The following is a 21,036-nucleotide window of genomic DNA, read 5'->3' on the forward strand; positions in this document are numbered from 1 at the left end:
CTCTCCACGACCCTCCCCGCCCTCCCCGCCCCCCGATCCTTCTCCCCTCCCCCCCCCCCCCCCCCCCCCCCCCCCCCCCCCCTTTCCCCTCCCCCCCGCTTCGTCGTGTCCACGGAACACCCTTCCGGGTCTTGTCGCTTCCGGTGGCCGGACCTACCCTTGACCTGATACTCGATGACCGGGGGCTACCCATGCGGCGTGTATTCGCGCATCTGCTCGTTCTGCTGTCCGCTGTGCTCCTCGTGGCCGGTGGCCTCACCACCGCACCCCCGGCTCAGGCGGCGACAGCCATCGAGACGAAGTACGCGGAGCTCGGCGGCAGCGGCGGGAACCTCGGTGCGCCGACGAGCGCGGAGGTCTGCGGACTGCGGGGCGGAGGGTGCTACCGGAACTACCAGAGGGGCGCGATCGTCTGGTCGCCCGCCACCGGAGCCCACCCCTCGTGGGGTGCCATCCGCGAGACCTGGCGTTCCTACGGGTTCGAGACCGGCGGGCTCGGGTACCCGACCACGGGGGAGATCTGCGGACTGCGCAATGCAGGGTGCTACCAGAGCTTCCAGGGCGGGGCGATCGTCTGGTCGCCCGCCACCGGTGCCCGCATCAGCGTGGGTGGGATCCGTACCGCATGGGCCGCGTCTGGATTCGAGAACGGGGCACTGGGCTACCCGACCACGAACGAGGTCTGCGGGCTGCGCGGCGGCGGCTGCTACCAGAACTACCAGGGCGGGGCGATCATCTGGTCGCCCGCCACGGGAGCGAGGATCTCCATCGGCGGGATCCGGGCGGCGTGGGCCGCCACCGGCTACGAGAACGGTGCCCTCGGCTATCCCGTGTCGAACGAGTCCTGCTCCGGCGGCACCTGCAGCCAGGCCTACCAGCGGGGCAGGATCTCGTGGACCGCAGCCGGTGGGGCCCGCGTGTTCCGGGACATCGACGTCGCGGCGTCGGTCGTCGTCGTGGTCAACAAGCGGCGGCAGCTGAACCCGGCGCGTCACGTCCCCGGTCCGCTCGTGGACGTCGGGGGACCACTGCTCCGGAGCGACGCCGCCCAGCAGTTCTCCCGCCTCCTTGCGGACGCGCGGGCCGGCGGGATCGCCATGGTCCCGGTCAGCGGCTACCGCTCCTACGACACGCAGGCCTCCCTCTACGCCTCGTACGTCGACCTCTATGGCCAAGCGGCGGCCGACCTGATCTCCGCCCGCCCGGGATTCAGCGAGCACCAGACCGGTCTCGCGATCGACATCGGCAACGCCAACGGGGCCTGCGGGCTGCAGGAATGCTTCGCAGGAACTCCCGCCGGAGCCTGGGCGGCCCAGAACGCCTGGCGCTACGGGTTCATCGTCCGCTACCCCCAGGGCCAGACCCCGGTCACCGGCTACGCGTACGAGCCGTGGCACCTGCGCTACGTCGGGCCGACGATCGCCTCGGAGATGCGCACCCACGGACTGCGGACGCTGGAGCAGTACATGAGCCTGCCGGCGGCGCCGTCCTACTGAGCACCTCCGGTGCACCGTCCTCTGCGCTCCTCCTGTACGCCGGAGCGCGAACTACACTTGGGCGATGAGCTGGACTGACAGGCCGCCGTCGTGGCTCCCGCCACTGCCGCCGCCCCATCGGGGACGGGCCCTGATCGTGCTCGGCTGGATCCTCGTCGGGGGGACGTTCGTGTACATCTTCGTCATGAGCTACCTGGGCGGCACGCACACACTCTTCACCCTGGTGCCACTGCTGCTCGGGCTCCTGTGCCTGATCGTCGGCCTGCTCCGGCGTGACACGCGCGAACGGTAGGGCGTGCTTGCCGCCTACTTAGTTTCGCGATAAAAAGAATCATGACCTCCTCTCCACTCCATCTCTCGCGCGGCGGTACGAGCGTGGTGCTCGAGCCCCATCCGCACGGCCTGCCGGTCCTCGCCTACTGGGGTCCTGCCCTCGGTGACCTCTCCGCCGACGAGCTGTCGGCCGTCGTCGCCGCCCAGCAGCCGCAGCGCGTGTCCGGCGGCATCGACGTCCCGGCCCGGCTGACCCTCCTGCCCCTCGAGTCCGCAGGATGGCAGGGCACACCCGGCCTCACCGGGGACCGCGGGGGAGCCCACCTGTATCCGCGCTTCACGGTGGTCGCCGAAGAGTCCCGGCACGACGGCGGGGTGGTGATCGAGGCACGTGACGACGGCGCCGGGCTCGCCCTGACCGTGCACGTGGGCCTGACCGCGTCGGGCCTCCTCACCCAGCGGCTCGTCCTCACCAACACGGGTGACGATGAGTACGAGGTGCGTTCGCTCAGGACCTTCTTCCCGCTGCATCCCATCGCCGCGGAGGTCCTGGACACGACGGGGCGCCATCTCCGGGAGCGGTCGCCGCAGCGGCACGAGCTGACGACCGGCACCTATGCGCGGACGAGCCGACGCGGCCGCCCCGGTGCCGATGCGACGGTGCTCCTCGCGGCAGGGGCGAAGGGCTTCGGCTTCGAGCACGGCCTGGTGCAGGGCATCCACCTCGCATGGAGCGGCAACCAGGAGGTGCTCGTGGAGAAGACGCCGGCCGGGCAGGCGTTCCTGGCGGCGGGCGAGGTCCTGTCGCCCCGCGAGGTGGTGCTCGCACCCGGTGGGAGCTACTCCACGCCCGAGGTGATCGGCTCCTGGGGAGACGGCCTCAACGAACTGTCCGGCCGCTTCCACCGCGACGTCCGGTCGAGGGCGTCGCATCCGCAGCGTCCTCGTCCGGTCACCCTCAACACCTGGGAGGCCGTCTACTTCGATCTCGACCTGCCGCGCCTGCAGGTGCTCGCGGACCGCGCAGCCTCCCTCGGCGTCGAACGGTTCGTGCTCGACGACGGCTGGTTCCGCGGACGCCGCGACGACACGTCGAGCCTGGGGGACTGGTACGTCGACGAGACGGTATGGCCCGACGGGCTGGCCCCCATCATCGACCACGTGCGGGGCCTGGGCATGGAGTTCGGCCTCTGGTTCGAACCGGAGATGGTCAACCCCGACTCCGACCTGGCGCGGGCGCATCCGGACTGGATCCTGCAGCCCGAGGGACGCCTGCCGTTGCCCGGGCGGCAGCAGCAGGTCCTGAACCTGGGCCATCCCGACGCCTACGCCTACATCCTCGAACGCCTCGACGACATCCTGACCGCGAACGACATCGCGTACGTGAAGTGGGACCACAACCGGGACCTGCTCGAGGCGGCGGATGCCCGGACGGGGCACGCCGCCGTCCACCGGCACGTCGAGGCGCTGTACCGCCTGCTCGACGAACTGCGCCTCCGGCACCCCGGCCTCGAGATCGAGAGCTGCGCCTCGGGTGGAGCCCGCGTCGACCTCGGCATCCTCGCCCGGACGGACCGCATCTGGACCAGCGACTGCATCGATCCGATCGAGCGGCTCGTCAACCAGAAGTACACGGGCCTCGTGGTGCCGCCCGAACTGCTGGGGATGCACGTCGGCGGCCCGGTCTCCCACTCGACCGGGCGGGCCCATACGCTGCCCTTCCGGGCAGCGACCGCCATCTTCGGCCACTACGGCATCGAATGGGACATCTCCGACCTGACGGACGGGGAGTACGAGGTACTCGGGCGCTATGTCGGGCTCCACCGGTCCTGGCGCGACGACCTGCACCGCGGCGCCGTCGTGCACGCGGATCTCGTGGATCCCGCCATGGACCTGCGCGGTATCGTCTCCGAGGACCGGCAGCGGGCCCTGTTCGCCTACACGCTGACGGGCTCGAGCGCGAGCTACCCGCCCGGGCTGCTGACCTTTCCGGGGCTGGAGGCCGACACGCTGTACTCCGTGCGGCTCGCGGTCCCCGAGGAGGGACAGCCGGGGAACGGCCAGTCGGCGCTCGCCTGGCTCCGCTCGGCGCTCGACAGCGAACCGCTCCGGCTGTCCGGGCGGGTCCTGGCGCAGGCAGGCCTGCAGGCTCCTGTGCTGCTGCCCGAGCAGTCGCTCCTCATCGAGCTCCGCGCCGCGCGATCCTAGACCGGTCCTGGCCGCCGGAGCGGGCGGGGCCCGCCTACGGCTCGTAGGTGAGGGTCCGCCCGTACAGGTCCAGCAGTGCGTCGCTGCCGCCGTCGCGCATGGCCCGCCGCTGGCGGTCGGCTCCCGTGCCCCTGTCCGCGATCGTCGCCAGACCGGCACGCACCCAGTCCGTGTCGCCCTCGGCGTCGAGGGCCGGGCCGACGTGCTCCAGGAAATCCGCGAGGAGCGCCCGGGCGGGCACGGGCTCCGCCGTGGAGAGATCCACGAGGGAGCCGGTGAGCCCGTCGCGGGCGGCCTGCCAGAGGGCGGCGTCCAGGAGTTCGGGATCCGGGACGAGCGGCGCCGCGTCCGCCTCCGCCTCGTGCAGGGCCGTGACGACGAGCGCACGCGTGAGTGCGCCGAGGAGGACGGAGTCCTGCGCCTCGAGCTGCACGTCGCATGCCCTGAGCTCGAGAGTGGGGTAGTGGTCCGACAGGCGTGCCACCCAGGTGAGGACCCCGCGGTCCAGGATCGCACCGCTCGCACCGAGGCGCGTGATGCGGCGCTCGTAGTCGGCCGCATCCGCGAACCACGGCGCCACGCCCTGGACGGCCCAGCGGCGGTAGTGCACCACGCGCCAGCTCCCGAAGCCGCTGTCCCGTCCCAGCCAGTAGGGCGAATTGACGCTGAGGGCGGTGAGCAGCGGGATCCAGGGACGGATGCGGTTGAGTGCCTGGACGCCGCGCTCGGGGTCGGGGATGCCGACGTGCACGTGCAGCCCGTTGACGAACTGGTCGCCCACGATGCCGGGGGCGCTGGCGCGCAGGTCCTCGTAGCGCTGCTTGTCGGTCAGTTCGGGATACGCCTGCCGCATCCAGGGCGAGGTCCCGGTGGCCGCGCCGAGGATCCCGGTGTCGGCCGCTGCGTCCGCGAGCTTCCTGCGGAAGTTCAGGAGTGACTCCTCGGCCTGGGTCAGCGTGTCGCACACAGGGGTGGCCGTCTCGATCTGGCAGGACAGCAGCTCGCGCTGGATGTCGTTCCTGCCGACCTCCGGCGTCGCTTCGAGCAACCCCTCCACCTCGTCGGCGCGGTGGGCGGGCAGCCCTGTCTCCGGTTCGAGGAGCAGGTACTCCTCCTCCAGTCCGAGAGTGGTCATGGATGGACTCCGTTCGTGAGGTTCAGCGGACGAGGCGGGCAGGGACGGCCGGGACTGCAGGCACGTGGCATGTCGACCAGTCTAGGAGCGGGACGGGGGAGGAGCGATCCGGCGCCGCGACGAGGACCCCGGGCCGGTCCCTCCTGCACCCGGTTCCCGATCAGGAGGCCCCGGCGTCGATGGCGCAGTCCTGATGGGGTACGGTGCTCTCGATCCAGAGCGCTCCGGCCACTGCCGGATCGACGGCGAGGTCCCGGGAGGAGGCGGCCGTGCCGTGGCGGAGCTCCAGCTGGGACCCTGCGCGGCGGCGGATCAGCTGCAGGTCGTCGTCGAGCGAGATGCCGCTGCGGTCGAGGAAGCGCAGCACCTCCGGGTCGTCGTCGCTCACGCGCACCAGCCTGCCGGCGTGTCCGTCGTCGAGCCTGTCGAGCCGGTGTGCCCTCGGGTACAGGACCGTGCCGTCCTCCGCCGGGATCGGGTCCCCGTGCGGGTCCCGGCGCGGGTGGCCCAGCTTCGCGTCGAGCCGCTCGACGAAGGCGTCGGAGACGGTGTGCTCGAGCAGTTCCGCCTCGTCGTGCACCTCGTCCCACCCGTAGCCCAGCGCGGTGACGAGGAATGTCTCGATGAGCCGGTGCCTGCGGACCATCGCGAGGGCCAGCGCCCGCCCGGAGGGTGTGAGGCCGATGGGCCCGTACTTGCGGTGGTCGGCGAGTCCGAGGTCCACCAGCTTGGCGACCATCCCGGTCACGGAGGAGTTGGCGACCGAGAGTCGCGTCGCGAGGTGGGTGGCCGTGACGGCGTCGCCCTGCCATTCGGTGAATGCGTAGATGGCCTTGACGTAGTCCTGCACGCTCGTGGATTCGATGCTGAGGACGGCGCCCCTGCGGCCCGCCATCAGGCGTCCCCTCGCACCGAAGGGCCGGACGCGGGCAGTGGGGGATCGGACGCGGACGGGGCCGTGCCGGAGCCGGCCTGCGCCGGGGCCGGGCCGACGGCGGCTGCCCCGGTGCGGTTCCGTCCGGCCCGGGTGTGTCCGGTACGGGTCCGCGCGGCGGTGCGGCGCCGTCGTGCCTGCCAGATCACGCCGTCGGGACGCGCGAAGAGGTAGACCACGGCGAAGACGATCGCCTGGCAGAGCACCACGGCGGCGCCCGTGGAGATGTCGAGGTAGTAGCTGGCGTAGACGCCCGCCAGGGAGGCGGTGACGGTCAGCACGACGGCGATCACCAGCATGCGGTCGAAGCTGCGGGACAGCAGGAACGCCGTGGCGCCGGGCGTGATGAGCATGGCCACGACGAGGATGATCCCGACGGCCTGGAGCCCGACGACGACGGTGAGCGCGAGCAGGCCGAGCAGCAGTGCGGACAGCAGTCGTGTGTTGAGCCCGATCACGTGGGCGTGCGTGCGGTCGAAGGCGAGCAGGGTGAGGTCGCGCCGCTTGAACAGCAGGATGGCGAGGGTCAGCAGGCCCAGGAGGAGGACCTGCCACACGTCACCGGCGGACACGCCGAGGACGTTGCCGAAGAGGATGTGCATCAGGTCGATCTGCGACGGCGTGGCGGAGACGATGGCCAGCCCGGTGGCGAAAAGTGCGGTGAACACCACGCCGATCACGGTGTCCGCCTTCAGCTTGGTGGTGGACCGGACGATCCCGATGAGCGCCACCGCCCCCGCGCCGAAGACGAAGGCGCCGATGGAGAAGGGGATGCCGAGGATGTAGGCGAGGGCCACGCCGGGCAGGACGGCGTGGGACACGGCATCGCCCATGAGCGACCACCCCATGAGGATGAGCCAGCAGGAGAGGACGGCGGCCACGACGGCGGCGGCGAGGGTGACGGCGAGGGCCCGGGTGAGGAAGCCGTACTGCAGGGGCTCGAGCAGGAAGGTGACGATCTCCATGGTCAGGACCCCCCGTCCGGAGCGGCGGAGGCGGCGGAGCGCACCGTCGTGGTGGACGGCGCGGGACCGAAGGCGCGTGCCAGGTTCCCGTGGGTCAGCACGAGCGAGGGATCGCCCTGCGCGAGCACGCGACGGTGCAGGAGGACCGCTTCGTCGCACAGCTCGGGCACGCCCGCGAGGTCGTGGGTCGACACCAGCACCGACCGCCCCTCGTCCCGCAGTGTCTTCAGGAGTGCGGTCATGGTGCGCTCGCTCGCCTGGTCGACACCGGCGAAGGGCTCGTCGAGCAGCAGCAGCCGTGCGTCCTGGGCGATGCTGCGGGCGATGAAGACCCGCTTGCGCTGGCCACCCGACAACTGGCCGATCTGGCGCCTCCTGAGGTCGGCCAGGCCCACGCGTCCGAGCGCGTCCTCGACGGCCGCGCGGTCCGGTGCGCGCAGACGGCGGGAGGGCCCGAGCCGCCCGTACAGGCCCATGGCGACGACGTCGGAGACGGAGACGGGGAAGGTCCAGTCCACCTCCTCGGCCTGCGGCATGTAGGCCACGAGGCCCTGCTTCCGGGCGCTCGCAGCGGACCTGCCGAACAGCTCGACGCTTCCGGTCCCCGGGACCAGCAGCCCCATGAGCGCCTTGAACAGCGTCGACTTGCCCGAGCCGTTGACGCCGATGAGTCCGCAGATCCGTGCCGCGTCGAGGGTCATGGAGACGTCGTCGAGCGCCTGGACCTCCCCGTAGCGCACCCCGAGGTTGCGGACGTCGAGTGCCCGCCGGGTGGACGGGGCGGCAGAGGCCGTCATCGCGAGAGTCCTTCCGTGATCGTCTCGAGGTCGTGGCGGATGAGATCGACGAACGTCGGTACCGGCCCACCGGCTTCCGACAGCGAGTCGACGTAGAGCATGCCGCCGAGTTCCGTGCCCGTGGCGAGGGCGACCTGCTCCTGCGCCGAGGGATTGACCGTCGATTCGCAGAAGACGGTCGGCACGTCGTTCTCCTCGACGAATCCGATGACGTCCCTGATCTGCCGCGGCGTGCCCTCGGCGTCCGCGTTGACCGGCCAGAGGAAGGCCTCCTCCAGGCCGGCGTCCCGTGCGAGGTACGAGAAGGCACCCTCGCAGGTCACGAGTGCGGCGACGTCGAGGGCGGCGAGCTCCTCGCGGAACCCCGCGAGGAGCCCTGCGAGGTCCTCCTTCAGCCGGCGGCCGTTGGCCTCGAAGTCGGCGGCGTGCTCCGGAGCCAGGCCGGCGAGCGCCGCCACGGTGTTGTCGACATAGGTCTGCGCCGCGAGGGGCGACATCCAGGCGTGCGGGTTCGCCCGGCCGGTGTAGTCCCCTGACCGGATGTCGACCGGTTCGACGCCGTCCGACAGCACCACGTGCGGGGCGTCGACGGAGTACAGGAAGCGCTCGAACCAGCGCTCGAGGCCGAGCCCGTTGTCCAGGATGAGGTCCGCGTCCTGTGCCCGGACGAGATCCGAGGGCGTCGGCTCGTAGCCGTGGATCTCGGCGCCGATCTTCGTGATCGACTCCACGCGGACGTGCCCTCCACCGACCGTGTCGGCGAGGTCGGCGAGCACGGAGAAGGTCGTGAGGACCAGGGGTCGTGCGTCCGTCCCGGCGGCCGGCGCCGTATCGACGGCGCAGCCCCCGAGCAGGAACGCCGCGGCGACGCACCACGCGGTCGCCGCGGGGTGCGTCCGTCCGCACTGGGTGGGAGGCATACCTAAAAGTAGCGTTTAGGCATGCCGAAATCTAGGGGGTCGACAGGGAGGCGCGCCATGCGTGGGTGTAGTACGGGATCCTGATGGTGGCCGCCGGGTCGAAGGCGAGGTAGTCGGTGAGGTACCAGCGCAGATTCGACTCCACGCGCGCCCGGAGCGCCGGTGTGGCGCGCTGGTAGTAGCTCCGCGACCTCGCGAGGTCGAGGACGTCGGCGACCGGCAGCTCCTGGGCCCAGTGCACCACGAGGTCCTCCGGCGGCCCGAAGGCGGCTCCGAGGTCGGGCCGGTACGCGGGCGAGTAGACGTCCCCCGCATGCATGATGCGGGACAGGCGGTGCACCCAGGGGAGCGAGACGTCGAGCTGGTTCCACACCAGTGCCAGGCGTCCGCCCGGCACCAGGACCCGAGCGGCCTCGCGGAGCGCGGCGGGATGGTCGCACCAGTGCCACGTCTGCGCCAGCGTGAGCAGGTCGACGGACCTGTCGGGCAGTGTGGACTCCTCCGCGGTGCCCTGCACCACGGGTACACCGGGCAGGCGCGCCGAGAGGACGGCCAGCATGTCCTCGGACGGGTCGACTGCCGCCACCTCGAGTCCGCGCTGCGCCAGGAGGGCCGTGAAGAGACCGGTCCCGGCGCCGATGTCCGCCGCGCGACGGGCGTTCTCCGGCACGATCCAGTCCGCGACCGGTGCGGGATACCCGGGACGGACACGGTCGTAGCGGCCTGCTCCGGAGAGGTAGGCGCGCGCCATCTCCAGGCGCCGTTGCTCGTCGAGCCGAGGGCCGGAACTCACCGGATGGCCTGCGGCCGGAGGACTGCGCGGCTAGAGCAGGTCATCCACGTCCGGGTTGAGGGTCCGCAGGACCTCGCTGTGCAGGGTGCCGTTCGTCGCCAAGGCGTTGCCGCCGAACGGGCCGTCCTCGCCGTCCAGGGAGGTGAAGCGTCCCCCCGCCTCCGTGACGATGGGGACGAGCGCCGCCATGTCGTGCAGGTTCAGTTCGGGCTCGCAGGCGACGTCGACGGCGCCCTCGGCCACGAGGCAGTAGGACCAGAAGTCCCCGTACGCCCTCGTGCGCCAGACCCGGTCCGTCAGGTTGACGAACTCGGCGAGCGCCCCGCGCTCGCGCCAGCCGGACAGGCTGGAGTAGGACAGCGAGGCATCCTCGAGCCGGGAGACGTTGGACACCCGCAGGCGTTGCGCCGCCGCGAGGGACTTCCCGGTGTACGCGCCGGTACCCTCGGCCGCCCACCAGCGTTTGCCCAGGGCGGGCGCGCTGACGACGCCGACCACGGGCCTGCCCTCGTCGATCAGGGAGATCAGGGTGGCCCAGACGGGCACGCCGCGCACGAAGTTCTTGGTGCCGTCGATCGGATCGATGACCCAGCGGCGGGAACCGGACCCGGTACTGCCGAACTCCTCGCCGAGCACGGCGTCACGGGGGCGGGCACGCGAGAGCTGGCCCCGGATCGCCTCCTCCGCGCTCTTGTCCGCGTCGGTGACCGGGGTGAGGTCCGGTTTGGTCTCGATGCGGAGGTCGAGTGCCTTGAAGCGCGACATGGTCTGGTCGTCGACCGAATCGGCCATGATGTGGGCGAGACGGAGATCGTCGTTGTAGCCCTGCGTGAAACTCATATCCATCAACCTATCGTCTGGGTGGCGCATCGGGCACGGGGACGCGGGACGGGAGGGCCGTGACAGCAGAAAGCCACCGCGGGCTCGCGCCGCGCGGTGGCTTCCTGTCCGGCGCCGCAGAGCGGCACGGGGAGAATCAGAGAACGGTGATGTTCTCGGCCTGGGGGCCCTTGGGTCCCTGGGTGGTCTCGAAGTTGACCTTCTGGTTCTCTTCGAGGGAGCGGTAGCCGCTCGAGTTGATCGCGGAGAAGTGGGCGAACACGTCAGCGCCTCCGTCGTCGGGAGCGATGAAGCCGAAGCCCTTTTCGGCGTTGAACCATTTCACTGTGCCTGAAGCCATGATGTATTTCCTAACCTGGGAGAGCGTTCCGACGTTCGGGCGCTCATCGTGGTGTTCGTTACCCGCTTATCGTCAAAAGCTGTCGAACTCCAGGTGGAGGGTCAAGGCTTGAAATTTAATGCGCAAACAACAACAGCACCCAGCCTACCAGTGATCGGGCGGATCACTGCTGCCCCAGTTCCTTGGCGTCATGGGCACTGCCCCGTGGGTCGGCCATTCCGGCGTTGAGGAGGCGTCGGAGGGACGCGAGGCGGACCGGCCCGGACTCACCGGCCAGTCCTTCCGCGACATAGCTGTCCAGTCCGCAGTCGACCGCCTGGCCGTCGTGGCGGCAGCCCCGCTCGCAGCGTTCCGTGCCCGGTTCGAGGTCCGGAAAGGCCTTGAGGATGCGGTCGGCGTCCACGTGGGCGAGTCCGAACGAGCGGATGCCCGGGGTGTCGATGATCCAGGTGCCCGGGGCGGCGTCGGCCGCCTTCAGCGCGAGGGCGGACGACGACGTGTGCCGGCCCCGCCCGGTCACCGCGTTGACGCCCCCCGTGGCGCGTGTGGACCCGGTCAGCGCATTGACCATGGTGGACTTCCCGACGCCCGAATGGCCGAGCAGCACGCTCACCTGGCCGTCCAGCTCGTCGCGCAGGGCGTCGACCGCGCCGGAGGAGAGGCGCGCCGACTCGCCGTCGTCGGAGGTCGCCTCGATCCCCACGCCCTCGTCCGTCCGGCTGATGATCACGCGGAGGTCGAGGTGCTCGTAGTTGGCGAGCAGCGGGGCGGGGTCGCGGAGGTCGGCTTTCGTGATGCACAGCAGCGGCTCGATACCGGCGTCGTAGGCGGCCACGAGCGCGCGGTCGATGAAGCCCGTCCTCGGCTCCGGGTTGGCCGCGGCGACGACGATCACGAGCTGGTCCGCGTTGGCGACGACGACGCGTTCCACGGGATCGGTGTCGTCGGCGCTCCGGCGCAGGACGGTCCGGCGGTCCTCGATCCGTACGAGGCGCGCGAGGGAGTCCGGGCCGCCGGAGAGATCGCCGACGAGGGCCACGAGGTCCCCGGCGACGACGGCGCTGCGCCGCAGTTCCCGCGCCCGCGCCGCGACGACGATCCGCTCGTCGGAGGTGTCCTCGTCGACCACCGTCGTGTAGCGCCCGCGGTCGACCGTCACCACGCGTCCCGTCACGGCCTCGTCGTAGGCGGGCCGGTTCTTCGTGCGGGGGCGCGTGCCCTTCTTGTTGGGCCGGATCCGGACGTCGGACTCGTCCCAGGCCCTCGAGCCGCGGCGGTTGCCGGCCTCACTCATGCCCGTGCCACCGCGTCCGTCGCGTCCGGGGAGCCGGCCGTGCCTGCGACGACCGCCCAGAGGTCGGGGAACTCCGGCAGGGTCTTGGCCGTGGTGCCGATGTTCTCCACCTCGACGCCGTCGACGGCCAGCCCGATGATCGCGCCGGCGGTTGCCATCCGGTGGTCGTCGTAGGTGCGGAAGACTCCTCCGTGGAGCGGTGCGGGTCGGATGACGAGGCCGTCCCCGGTCTCCTCGGCGTCGCCGCCGAGTCCGTTGATCTCCGCCACGAGCGCCGCGAGGCGGTCCGTCTCGTGGCCGCGGAGGTGGGCGATGCCGGTCAGCGTCGACGGAGAGTCCGCCAGCGCGCACAGGGCGGCGACGGTGGGGGCGAGCTCGGAGGTGTCGGCGAACACACCTCCCGAGATGGCCGCTCCACCCGTCACGGTGAGCACGTCGCCGTCGAGTTCCGCCTCCGCTCCCATGAGGGGGAGGATGCGCCGCCACGCGTCGCCGACCTGGGTGGTGCCCCGGGGCCAGTTGCGTACGCGGACCGTCCCGCCCGTGACCACGGCCGCGGCCAGGAAGGGGCCGGCGTTGGACAGGTCGGGTTCCACGGCGACGTCGAAGGCGCGGATGGGGCCGGGGGAGACGCGCCAGTGGTTCGGCACCGTGTCGTCGACGGATACGCCGACCGACCTCAGGGTCTCGACCGTCATCCGGACGTGGTCGAGGCTGGGGACCGGCTTGCCCACGTGTTCGAGGTGGAGCCCGTCGGCGAACCGGGCGCCCACGAGGAGGAGGGCCGACACGAACTGCGAGGACGCCGAGGCGTCGATGACGAGGTGCCCGCCCCGGACCGTCCCGTTCCCCTGCACCGCGAAGGGCAGGGAGTCGGCGCCGTCGTCGTCGACCGCAACGCCGAGTCCTCGGAGGGCGGCGATGATGCTGCCCATGGGACGGCGGCGTGCGTGCGGGTCGCCGTCGAAGGTCGTGGTCCCCTCGACGAGGCCGGCGAGCGGGGGGACGAAGCGCATGACGGTGCCGGCGAGGCCGCAGTCGACCGCGCGGGCCCGTCCGTCGCCCGTGCCGGTCCGGAGGGGTGTGACGTGCAGGTCCGGACCGAAGTCACCGTCCCCCGGAATCTCGTCGATGACGGCGCCGAGGTCGCGCAGGGCTGCGATCATCAGCGCGGAGTCGCGGGAGTGCAGGGGCCTCCGGATGGTGCTCGGCCCGTCGGCGAGGGCCGCGAGGACGAGGTACCGGTTGGTGAGGGATTTCGAGCCAGGGACCGAGATGACCGCGTCCACGGGACGGGTCAGGCGGGGCGCCCGCCACAGATCCTGCTCGGACACCCCGCCTGATGATACGGACATGGAGCCTAGGAACCCACGACGTCGGCGGCGGTCCTGCGCACGGCCTTATCGGCTTTCTCGAACTGCTTGCGGGCGTCCTTGCCGAGGCCGAGGGCGTTCTTCCGGGCGTCCATGGCGAGGTGCTCGGCGCGCCAGGCGATGCCCGGGCGGCCGTTGGTGTCCACGGTGGCCAGCAGGACGGTGCCGATCAGCGAGAGGTTCTTGAGCAGCTGCGAGCGCCTGTCCTTCTTGCCCTCCGGGGTCGAGGCATCGGCGGAACGGTAGTCCACGAGGGTGTTGACCGTGGTCGTCACGGCCAACAGCAGGGCCGCGGCGCGCGAGAAGCGCCCGATGCCGAGCAGGAGGGCCGCACCCACCTGGGTGGCCCCGAGCACCTGGCCCACGAGCTTCTCGTTGCCGGTGACTGCCGCGGCGGAGGGGACGACTTTGGTCACGCTCGCGAGGACCGGCTTCAGCTGCGGCGCGGTCGCGCCGGCGTTGCGGAGCCGGTCGACGCCGGAGAGGACGAAACTGCTGGCGATCAAGGGTCGGGCGATTACGCGGACAAGGGTCACAACTGCCTCCTGGTTGCCGGCGGCGTGAGCCGGGCATCGGTTGACGTATACGAAGCACGCTGGGTCTAGTTTTACACGCCGCACCACCGCGTGCGATGCGGAACCGGGCGGTGGCCGGGCGCTTGCGGCGGGCAGGAAGGGTGGACGACGAGCGGGGCGGGAACGCCGGCGGCGTCCCGCGGCAGGGACCCGTGGCAGGAATAAGGGTGGGAGGGTGCGGGTTGAAGCAGAGGTGAAGGACGGGCGAACGGGAGAGGAATGGCACGGATGACGGGGATACGGACCGCGACGGTCGAACGACCGGATTTCCAGCTCTCGACCTCGGTTCCGCGGAACACCACCCCGGCGCCGCGAGGACCGGGACGCGTAGACTTTGGCACGATGAATACAACAGCCCCAGCAGGTAGCAGCCAGGCGGAAGACGCCGAGCTGGACGTGTCCACGGAGTCGGAAGCCGACCGCAAGGCGCGCTTCGAGCGCGACGCCATGCAGTATGTCGACCAGCTCTACTCGGCTGCCATGCGGATGGCGCGGAACCCCAGCGACGCGGAGGACCTGGTCCAGGAGGCCTATACCAAGGCGTTCTCGGCGTTCCACCAGTACAAGCCGGGCACCAACCTGAAGGCGTGGCTGTACCGCATCCTCACCAACACCTACATCAACCTGTACCGGAAGCGGCAGCGCGAGCCGCTCCAGTCCCATTCGGACACGATCGAGGACTGGCAGCTCGCGAAGGCCGCCGAGCACACCTCCAGCGGACTCCGCTCCGCCGAGGCCGAGGCACTGGACCACCTGCCCGATTCCGACGTGAAGAGTGCCCTCCAGGCGATCCCGGAGGAGTTCCGGCTCGCGGTCTACTTCTCGGACGTCGAAGGCTTCGCGTACAAGGAGATATCGGAAATCATGAACACGCCCATCGGGACCGTCATGTCCCGGCTGCACCGCGGCCGCAAGCTGCTGCGCGAACTCCTCGCCGAATACGCGCACGAGCGGGGCCTCGGTGTCACCGCAGGTGCTGGCACCAAGACCCGGGTCGCGACGGGTGCAGCGGGCAAGGAACAGGAGATGAAGAAATGAGCGATTGCGAGAGCATGGGCGATTGCGCCGACTCGAGGATCGAACGGCTGTACGAGTACCTGGACGGCGCGCTGTCCCACCAGGACCTCGTGGAGATCAAGGACCACCTCGACGGCTGTCCGCAGTGCGCCGAGGAACACGATCTCGAGTGCGTCATCCGCTCGGTCGTGAAGCGGTCCTGCACCGAGGTCGCACCGTCGACACTGAAGACGAGCATCCTCGACCGCATCAGCCAGCTCAGGACCGTCGACCACTGACGACCCGAAGGCCGGCGGCGGTCGTGCCGATCGTCGTGCCGGCCGTAGAGATGAGAGAACCTCCGTACCCTGTGGGTGCGGAGGTTCTCTCGTCGATGCTGTAACGCCTGGACTCAGGTGTTGGGGCGCTTACCGTGGTTTGCGCCTCCACGCTTCCGGTCGCGACGCTTGCGTGCTCGCTTGCTCATGGCTGCCTCCTTTTTCTTCAGGCACTGTAGTCGTGCAGAACTGCACCCAAGTCTCCCATACTGCAACCGGCGTCACCTAAACAGCGCCCGGGGCCGCGGGGCCGGGCGCCGCAGGCCCACCCCTAGGATGGGTGGACATCCGCGACCGAAGGAGCTTACGTATGCGCGCCGCCTATGCAGCAACCCAGTCAGGAGCCGATCCGCTCGCCGGGCTCGCCGTCGGTGAAGTCGATGCCCCCGATGCACCCGCCGGATTCCGGCGCGTGAAGGTGGTCGCCTCCTGCCTGAACCACCACGATCTGTGGTCGCTGAAGGGCGTGGGCCTGCCGGCGGACCGCCTGCCCATGGTGCTCGGGTGCGACGCCGCGGGGATCGACGACGACGGCAACGAGGTGATCGTGCACGGCGTCGTGTCCTCGCCGGACTGGCAGGGCGACGAGACCCTCGACCCCCGGCGCTCCCTGCTCTCCGAGCGATATCCCGGCACGATGGCGGACTACGTCTGGGTGCCGCAGCGGAACCTGGTGCCGAAGCCCGCGGCGCTGTCCTTCGAGGAGGCGGCGTGCCTGCCGACGGCCTGGCTCACCGCGTACCGTATGCTCTTCACCGTCTCCCCGGCGGCCCCCGGCTCCACGGTGCTCGTGCAGGGCGCAGGGGGCGGCGTGGCCTCGGCGCTGATCGCGCTCGCAGCCGCCGCAGGGTTCCGCGTGTGGGTGACGAGCCGGAGTGCGGCGAAGCGGGAGCGGGCGCTGGGGCTCGGCGCCGAGCAGGCCTTCGACGCCGGTGCCCGCCTGCCGGAGCGGGTGGACGTCGTGTTCGACTCGGTGGGCGAGGCCACGTGGGCGCACTCGCTGAAGTCCCTGGTGCCCGGCGGGACGGTGGTGACGTGCGGCGCGACGAGCGGACCGGCGCCGTCCGCGGACCTGAACCGGGTGTTCTTCCTCCAGCTGCGTGTCCTGGGTTCCACCATGGGGACGCGGGAGGAGCTCGTGAGGCTCACCCGCTTCCTCGTCGCCACCGGTGTTCGCCCCACGATCGACACCGTCCTGCCCCTCGACGACGCGGAGCAGGGCTTCCGGCGCATGCTCGACGGCGACCTCTTCGGGAAGATCGTCTTCCGGCACTGAGCCCGCGCAGGACGGACAGGGCACCCGCCCGCCCGCGCGGTGGGTGCCCTGTCCGTCGTCGGCGCTGCCGTTACTCGGCGCCCGCGGCGAGGAGCGCCGTGCGCTGCTCGCGCCGCAGCGACTGCTCGCCGGGGTCGGGTACCGGAGCGGCAGCGAGCAGGCGGCGCGTGTACGGGTCCCGGGGGTACTTCAGGATCTGCTCGGTGGTGCCCTGCTCCACGAGGTTCCCCTTGTTGAGCACCGCGATATGGCTCGCGAGGAGCTCGACGACGGCGAGGTCGTGGCTCACGAACAGGCAGGCGAAGCCCCGCTCCCTCTGCAGGTCCTGCAGGAGCTGGAGGACCTTGGCCTGCACGGAGACGTCCAGGGCTGACGTCGGCTCGTCGGCCACGAGGAGGTCCGGCTGGAGCGACAGGGCCCGGGCGATGCCGACGCGCTGGCGCTGCCCGCCCGAGAGCTCGTGGGGGTACCGGTTGCGGAAGGCCACCGGCAGCTGGACGTCCTCGAGCAGGGACGCGACGCGCTTGTCCAGCTCCGCGCGGCCCGGCTTCTCGTGCAGGAGCAGGGGCTCGCCGATGCTGTCGCCGATGGAGAGCCGCGGGTTGAGGGACGCCGCCGGGTCCTGGAACACGATGGCGAACTTCTTGCGCAGCGGCAGGAGCTGGCGGGCGGTCAGCTCCGTGATGTCGGTGCCGCCGATCCGCACCGTGCCCCCGGAGGTCCGGATCAGTCCGGTGACGGCGCGGGCGATGGTCGACTTGCCCGAGCCGGACTCGCCCACGAGACCCAGGACCTCGCCCGGGTTGATGGTGAGCGAGACGCCGGTGACCGCCTTGAAGGGCGGCTGGCGGAAGCGGCCCGGGTACTCGATGTCGACGTCCGTGAGCTCGAGCGCCGGGACGACGCCGCTCGCCGTGTGCGTCTCCTGCGCACGCAGCGCCGCCTCCGCGAACTCCTCGTGGATGCTCAGCCGGCCGTCCACCACCTCGACGTCGGCGAGGACACCGCCGACCTTCGACCCGAGGTGCGGTACCGCGCCGAGGAGCTGCTTCGTGTAGGCCTCGGCCGGGGCCGCGAACAGCTGCGCCGTCGGCGCCGCCTCGACGATCCGCCCGCGCTCCATGACCACCACGTGGTCGGCGAGGTCGGCGACGACGCCCATGTCGTGGGTGATCAGCAGGACCGCGCTGTTGAGCCGCTTGTTGAGCTTGCGCAGGAGGTCCAGGACCTCGGCCTGGACCGTGACGTCGAGCGCGGTCGTGGGCTCGTCGGCGATGAGCAGCATGGGGTCGTTGGCCAGGGCGATCGCGATCATGGCGCGCTGGCGCTGGCCGCCCGAGAACTGGTGCGGGAAGGAGTCGTACCGTCGCTCGGCCTCGGGGATCTCCACCATGCGGAGGAGTTCGATGGCGCGCTTCCTGGCCTGCGCCGGCGACAGCTCGGTGTGCTGCTCGACGGCCTCCCGGATCTGCTCGCCCACGGTGAGCACCGGGTTCAGCGCGGTCATGGGCTCCTGGAAGATCATCGCGATCTCGTTGCCGCGCACGCGCCGGAGGGTCCCCTGGGGTGCACCGATGAGCTCCTTGCCCAGCATCTTGGCGCTGCCGGTCGAGCGTCCGTTGCGGGGGAGCAGGCCGAGCAGGGCCATGGAGGACATGCTCTTGCCGGACCCCGACTCACCGACGATCGCGAGGATCTCGCCTGGGTGGATCTCGTAGGAGACGTCCTCGGCGGCCATGACCCACTCGTTGTCGACGTTGAACTCGACGCCGAGGCCCCTGACCGCGAGGATGGGGCCGTTGCCGACGGGTGCCTGCTCGTCGGAGATGATGACGGATCGGGAACTCATTATTGCTTCACCCTTGTCTGCTTGGGGTCGAACGCGTCGCGCAGGCCGTCACCGATGAAGTTGACGGCGAGGGCGATGCCGATGATGAAGGCGCCGGGCCACAGGAACAGCCACGGGCGGACGGTCAGCGCCGAGCGGTTGTCGTTGATGGCCTTGCCGAGCGAGGTGTCCGGCGCCGTGACGCCGAGTCCGAGGTAGCTCAGGGCGGTCTCGAGCAGGATGGCTCCGGAGATGGCCAGTGTCGTGGAGACGATGATGACGCCGACGGTGTTCGGGAGGATGTGCCGGAAGATGATCCGCACGGAACTCGCGCCGACGGACTTCGCCGACTCGACGAACTCCTTCTCGCGCAGCGAGAGGAACTCGCCACGGACCAGGCGGGCGAGCCCCGTCCAGGTGACGAGGCCGAGGAAGATCGCGAACGGGATGATCCCGGCCTTGGCCACGATCCCGGCCACTGCGGCCGCGATGACGACCGTCGGGATGGTGATGACGACGTCGGTGATGCGCATGAGGAACGCCTCGGTCCAGCCACGGAAGTAGCCGGCGACGGCGCCGACCGTGGTGCCGATGACCATCGCGACGAGCCCGACGATGAACGCGATGATCAGGGAGGTCTGGGTGCCGCGCATCGTCAGCGCGAAGTAGTCCCGGCCGAGGACGTCCTGGCCGAACGGATGCTCACCGAGGCTGAACGGCCACAGCGTCAGGGTGGGCCGGCCCTCGTTGAACCGGGCTGCGAGCACGTCGTAGTCCTTGTTCCACCAGCCGGGGATGCCCGCGAAGCCGATGGAGCTGAAGGCGAGCAGGAAGATCAGGGCGAGCAGTGCGATGCCCGCAAGCGCTCCCTTGTGGCGGAAGAAGCGCTCGCGGATCAGCCGGCCCTGGCTCTTCGCCTCGGTGGTGCGGATGCGGTCCGTCTGGCCCCGCGTGGGGGTGGCGGTCGCGATGTCGGTGTCCTGGCTCTGCAGCGTCATCTCGGACAGCTCCAGGGACGCGCGGGAGTCGTCCCGCTGGTTCTGGTGATTGCTCATGGGGTGTCCTAGCTCAGGGTGATGCGCGGATCGAGGAACGCGTAGGCGATGTCGGCGAGCATGTTGAACAGCACCGCGGCCGTGCCGACGACCAGGAAGAAGGCCATCACCGGCCCCGGGTCCACGTTCTGGATGCCGTCGACGAACATCTTGCCCATGCCGTTCCAGCCGAAGACCTGCTCGGTGATGACGGCACCGCCGAGGACCCCGGCGAAGTCGAACGCCATCAGCGTGGTGATCGGGATCATCGCATTGCGGAAGGCGTGCTTGACGAGGACGGTCCGCTCGCTGAGGCCCTTGGCCCGCGCCGTGCGGATGTAGTCCTGGTTCATGACGTCGAGCTGGCTGGCCCTGGTGTACCGGGTGTAGGTGGCGAACGAGATGAGGGTCAGGGCGATCGTGGGCAGGATCAGGTGCAGCGCGTAGTCCAGGTTGATCTCCCAGAACGTGCCCTCGAGATTCGCGGACTGCGATCCCGTGGTCGGGATCGGCCGGCCGCCTGCTTTCGCGGACAGGGTCGGGTAGGCCTGGAGGAGGCGGTCGAGCACGATCAGCAGGCTCACGGACACGGCGATCACGGCGCCGATCTTCGCGGCCTGGGCGCGGAACGGTCCGCCGACGAGACCGGCGACGACGTACGCGACCGCGGTCATCACGACCACCAGGGCGAGCACCGCGAGCCAGTTCGGGTCCTCGAGCAGGGGGATCGAGGCGAGGTAGCCGAGGAAGCCCACCGCGGCGGCGGCGAGGGCCGCGTTCAGCACGCGGCGGCGCCGGAAGCCGGCGAGCAGGGCCGTCCAGAGGACGGCGACGCCTGCGGCCGAGACCAGCATGCCGACGACGCCGAGGCCGGGATCCACGAACCAGCCCGTGACGAGCAGGAGGTAGAGCGCGAGTGCGGTCGCGACGGCCGCGACGCCGAACACGACGAGCCTGCGCCTGCGGTCGCCGCCCACGGCGACCGCCCAGACGACGCCGGCGACCACCCCTATCAGGGCGATCGTCGCGTACGAGAACTGCGGGTTCGCCAGCCACGTGTTGAGGTCGATCGCCAGGTACTGCTTGAGGAGCGTCGAGAGCCAGAACAGGGGCAGCGAGAAGAGCAGGAACGAGATGAAGGTGACCGAGTAGTCGAACGTGCTGTACTGGCGGATCGCGGTGACGATACCGACGACCACGCCGAGGACCAGGGCGAGCACTGTCGCGACGACGACCAGGCGCAGGGTCGAGCCCATGGCGTTCTCCAGTTGCGGGAGGACGGCGGCACCGGTGCGGTCCTGGCCGAGCGTGCAGCTCACGCCGCCGGGGACGAGGCAGTGGCCGACGTCCTGCAGCCAGAGGAAGTAGCGGGGGATCGGCGGCACGTCGAGGTTCATCGCGGCGGTGCGGGCCGCGATGGTGGCGGCTTTCTCGGGGCCGCTGGTCTCGCCGAGGTCCTCGAAGGGGTCACCCGAGGAGATGGTGAGGAAGTACATCAGCGTGGTCGCTGCGAGCATGATGAAGAACGAGATGATGGATCGCTTGGCGATGAAGTAGAACACGTGGGGCTCCTAGGAAACGGTGCAGTCTGTCGCGGGTCCGAGCAGAAGGACGGGCAGGC

General features: G+C 70.5%; 21 protein-coding genes. 6 read left to right on the forward strand and 15 right to left on the reverse strand.

What is annotated here, in order from left to right; genetic code table 11:
* The first annotated feature begins 191 nt into the window (after positions 1 to 191).
* From ACX80U_RS18275 to ACX80U_RS18285, 3 genes are all read left to right on the forward strand, one after another.
* Positions 192 to 1,496 carry a D-alanyl-D-alanine carboxypeptidase family protein gene (locus ACX80U_RS18275; protein ID WP_459269458.1) on the forward strand — a complete coding sequence of 435 codons (1,305 nt, stop codon included), beginning with the start codon at positions 192 to 194 and terminating at the stop codon, positions 1,494 to 1,496.
* A gap of 64 nt (positions 1,497 to 1,560) precedes the next feature.
* Complete coding sequence (locus ACX80U_RS18280) at positions 1,561 to 1,788, forward strand: hypothetical protein (RefSeq protein WP_133080897.1); 228 nt, start codon at positions 1,561 to 1,563, stop codon at positions 1,786 to 1,788.
* Positions 1,789 to 1,829: 41 nt separating this feature from the next.
* Positions 1,830 to 3,977 (forward strand): alpha-galactosidase, encoded by a 2,148-nt coding sequence (locus ACX80U_RS18285; protein ID WP_459269459.1) that lies wholly within the window; start codon positions 1,830 to 1,832, stop codon positions 3,975 to 3,977.
* Between the two features lie 34 nt (positions 3,978 to 4,011).
* Here ACX80U_RS18285 and ACX80U_RS18290 read toward each other — a convergent pair whose 3' ends face one another.
* The 11 genes from ACX80U_RS18290 to ACX80U_RS18340 form a co-directional block, all read right to left on the reverse strand.
* Positions 4,012 to 5,112 (reverse strand): carboxylate-amine ligase, encoded by a 1,101-nt coding sequence (locus tag ACX80U_RS18290; RefSeq protein WP_459269460.1) that lies wholly within the window; start codon positions 5,110 to 5,112, stop codon positions 4,012 to 4,014.
* Between the two features lie 160 nt (positions 5,113 to 5,272).
* A complete protein-coding gene (locus ACX80U_RS18295; protein ID WP_459269461.1) occupies positions 5,273 to 6,007 on the reverse strand; it encodes a metal-dependent transcriptional regulator in 735 nt (244 codons plus the stop codon).
* Complete coding sequence (locus ACX80U_RS18300; RefSeq protein WP_208741531.1) at positions 6,007 to 7,011, reverse strand: metal ABC transporter permease; 1,005 nt, start codon at positions 7,009 to 7,011, stop codon at positions 6,007 to 6,009. The genes ACX80U_RS18295 and ACX80U_RS18300 overlap by 1 nt, the downstream gene beginning before the upstream one ends.
* Before the next feature lie 2 nt (positions 7,012 to 7,013).
* Positions 7,014 to 7,808: a metal ABC transporter ATP-binding protein gene (locus ACX80U_RS18305; RefSeq protein WP_459269462.1), complete on the reverse strand. Its 795-nt coding sequence runs from the start codon at positions 7,806 to 7,808 to the stop codon at positions 7,014 to 7,016.
* Positions 7,805 to 8,728, reverse strand: a complete 924-nt coding sequence (locus ACX80U_RS18310) for a metal ABC transporter substrate-binding protein (protein WP_208741529.1) — start codon at positions 8,726 to 8,728, stop codon at positions 7,805 to 7,807. The genes ACX80U_RS18305 and ACX80U_RS18310 overlap by 4 nt, the downstream gene beginning before the upstream one ends.
* Before the next feature lie 31 nt (positions 8,729 to 8,759).
* Entirely contained in the window at positions 8,760 to 9,521 is a 762-nt protein-coding gene (locus ACX80U_RS18315) for a class I SAM-dependent methyltransferase (protein WP_244186263.1), read from the reverse strand.
* 30 nt (positions 9,522 to 9,551) lie between these two features.
* Complete coding sequence (gene hisN, locus ACX80U_RS18320) at positions 9,552 to 10,361, reverse strand: histidinol-phosphatase (protein WP_133080890.1); 810 nt, start codon at positions 10,359 to 10,361, stop codon at positions 9,552 to 9,554.
* Between the two features lie 136 nt (positions 10,362 to 10,497).
* Positions 10,498 to 10,701, reverse strand: coding sequence for a cold-shock protein (locus ACX80U_RS18325; RefSeq protein ID WP_133080889.1), 204 nt, complete (start codon positions 10,699 to 10,701; stop codon positions 10,498 to 10,500).
* Positions 10,702 to 10,864: 163 nt separating this feature from the next.
* Positions 10,865 to 11,995 carry a ribosome small subunit-dependent GTPase A gene (rsgA, locus tag ACX80U_RS18330; protein WP_459269463.1) on the reverse strand — a complete coding sequence of 377 codons (1,131 nt, stop codon included), beginning with the start codon at positions 11,993 to 11,995 and terminating at the stop codon, positions 10,865 to 10,867.
* Positions 11,992 to 13,350, reverse strand: coding sequence for a 3-phosphoshikimate 1-carboxyvinyltransferase (gene aroA, locus ACX80U_RS18335; protein WP_459269464.1), 1,359 nt, complete (start codon positions 13,348 to 13,350; stop codon positions 11,992 to 11,994). The genes rsgA and aroA overlap by 4 nt, the downstream gene beginning before the upstream one ends.
* Positions 13,351 to 13,355: 5 nt before the next feature.
* On the reverse strand, positions 13,356 to 13,904 hold the full coding sequence (locus ACX80U_RS18340; protein WP_133080886.1) for a DoxX family membrane protein: 549 nt from the start codon (positions 13,902 to 13,904) through the stop codon (positions 13,356 to 13,358).
* A 381-nt stretch (positions 13,905 to 14,285) separates the two neighbouring features.
* Here ACX80U_RS18340 and ACX80U_RS18345 point away from each other — a divergent pair, with 381 nt between their 5' ends.
* On the forward strand, positions 14,286 to 14,981 hold the full coding sequence (locus ACX80U_RS18345; protein WP_244186262.1) for a sigma-70 family RNA polymerase sigma factor: 696 nt from the start codon (positions 14,286 to 14,288) through the stop codon (positions 14,979 to 14,981).
* Positions 14,978 to 15,238 (forward strand): mycothiol system anti-sigma-R factor, encoded by a 261-nt coding sequence (gene rsrA, locus ACX80U_RS18350; protein ID WP_133080884.1) that lies wholly within the window; start codon positions 14,978 to 14,980, stop codon positions 15,236 to 15,238. The genes ACX80U_RS18345 and rsrA overlap by 4 nt, the downstream gene beginning before the upstream one ends.
* A gap of 113 nt (positions 15,239 to 15,351) precedes the next feature.
* On the opposite strand, the gene ACX80U_RS18355 is transcribed toward rsrA, so the two are convergent.
* Positions 15,352 to 15,426, reverse strand: a complete 75-nt coding sequence (locus ACX80U_RS18355) for a 50S ribosomal protein bL37 (RefSeq protein ID WP_369299106.1) — start codon at positions 15,424 to 15,426, stop codon at positions 15,352 to 15,354.
* Between the two features lie 161 nt (positions 15,427 to 15,587).
* Between ACX80U_RS18355 and ACX80U_RS18360 the strand changes: the two genes are divergently transcribed.
* Positions 15,588 to 16,553 (forward strand): zinc-binding dehydrogenase, encoded by a 966-nt coding sequence (locus tag ACX80U_RS18360; RefSeq protein ID WP_459269465.1) that lies wholly within the window; start codon positions 15,588 to 15,590, stop codon positions 16,551 to 16,553.
* Positions 16,554 to 16,623: 70 nt separating this feature from the next.
* On the opposite strand, the gene ACX80U_RS18365 is transcribed toward ACX80U_RS18360, so the two are convergent.
* From ACX80U_RS18365 to ACX80U_RS18375, 3 genes are read right to left on the reverse strand one after another with little or no spacing between them, the layout of a single operon-like run.
* Positions 16,624 to 18,402 carry a dipeptide ABC transporter ATP-binding protein gene (locus tag ACX80U_RS18365; protein WP_133080882.1) on the reverse strand — a complete coding sequence of 593 codons (1,779 nt, stop codon included), beginning with the start codon at positions 18,400 to 18,402 and terminating at the stop codon, positions 16,624 to 16,626.
* Positions 18,402 to 19,436 carry an ABC transporter permease gene (locus ACX80U_RS18370; protein WP_459269466.1) on the reverse strand — a complete coding sequence of 345 codons (1,035 nt, stop codon included), beginning with the start codon at positions 19,434 to 19,436 and terminating at the stop codon, positions 18,402 to 18,404. Before ACX80U_RS18370 ends, ACX80U_RS18365 begins: the two co-directional genes overlap by 1 nt.
* An 8-nt stretch (positions 19,437 to 19,444) precedes the next feature.
* A complete protein-coding gene (locus ACX80U_RS18375; protein ID WP_208741524.1) occupies positions 19,445 to 20,977 on the reverse strand; it encodes an ABC transporter permease in 1,533 nt (510 codons plus the stop codon).
* Between the last annotated feature and the right edge of the window lie 59 nt (positions 20,978 to 21,036).

This window comes from Arthrobacter sp. TmT3-37 (assembly GCF_054510835.1).

Bases quoted from the DNA above. Each gene is read 5' to 3' on its own strand.
- ACX80U_RS18295 (WP_459269461.1), bottom strand. From the start codon at position 6,007: ATGGCGGGCCGCAGGGGCGCCGTCCTCAGCATCGAATCCACGAGCGTG.
- ACX80U_RS18305 (WP_459269462.1), bottom strand. From the start codon at position 7,808: ATGACGGCCTCTGCCGCCCCGTCCACCCGGCGGGCACTCGACGTCCGC.
- ACX80U_RS18310 (WP_208741529.1), bottom strand. From the start codon at position 8,728: ATGCCTCCCACCCAGTGCGGACGGACGCACCCCGCGGCGACCGCGTGG.
- ACX80U_RS18290 (WP_459269460.1), bottom strand. From the start codon at position 5,112: ATGACCACTCTCGGACTGGAGGAGGAGTACCTGCTCCTCGAACCGGAG.
- rsgA (WP_459269463.1), bottom strand. From the start codon at position 11,995: ATGAGTGAGGCCGGCAACCGCCGCGGCTCGAGGGCCTGGGACGAGTCC.
- hisN (WP_133080890.1), bottom strand. From the start codon at position 10,361: ATGAGTTTCACGCAGGGCTACAACGACGATCTCCGTCTCGCCCACATC.
- ACX80U_RS18365 (WP_133080882.1), bottom strand. From the start codon at position 18,402: ATGAGTTCCCGATCCGTCATCATCTCCGACGAGCAGGCACCCGTCGGC.
- ACX80U_RS18325 (WP_133080889.1), bottom strand. From the start codon at position 10,701: ATGGCTTCAGGCACAGTGAAATGGTTCAACGCCGAAAAGGGCTTCGGC.
- ACX80U_RS18280 (WP_133080897.1), top strand. From the start codon at position 1,561: ATGAGCTGGACTGACAGGCCGCCGTCGTGGCTCCCGCCACTGCCGCCG.
- aroA (WP_459269464.1), bottom strand. From the start codon at position 13,350: ATGTCCGTATCATCAGGCGGGGTGTCCGAGCAGGATCTGTGGCGGGCG.
- ACX80U_RS18285 (WP_459269459.1), top strand. From the start codon at position 1,830: ATGACCTCCTCTCCACTCCATCTCTCGCGCGGCGGTACGAGCGTGGTG.
- ACX80U_RS18360 (WP_459269465.1), top strand. From the start codon at position 15,588: ATGCGCGCCGCCTATGCAGCAACCCAGTCAGGAGCCGATCCGCTCGCC.
- ACX80U_RS18300 (WP_208741531.1), bottom strand. From the start codon at position 7,011: ATGGAGATCGTCACCTTCCTGCTCGAGCCCCTGCAGTACGGCTTCCTC.
- ACX80U_RS18345 (WP_244186262.1), top strand. From the start codon at position 14,286: ATGAATACAACAGCCCCAGCAGGTAGCAGCCAGGCGGAAGACGCCGAG.
- ACX80U_RS18370 (WP_459269466.1), bottom strand. From the start codon at position 19,436: ATGAGCAATCACCAGAACCAGCGGGACGACTCCCGCGCGTCCCTGGAG.
- ACX80U_RS18275 (WP_459269458.1), top strand. From the start codon at position 192: ATGCGGCGTGTATTCGCGCATCTGCTCGTTCTGCTGTCCGCTGTGCTC.
- rsrA (WP_133080884.1), top strand. From the start codon at position 14,978: ATGAGCGATTGCGAGAGCATGGGCGATTGCGCCGACTCGAGGATCGAA.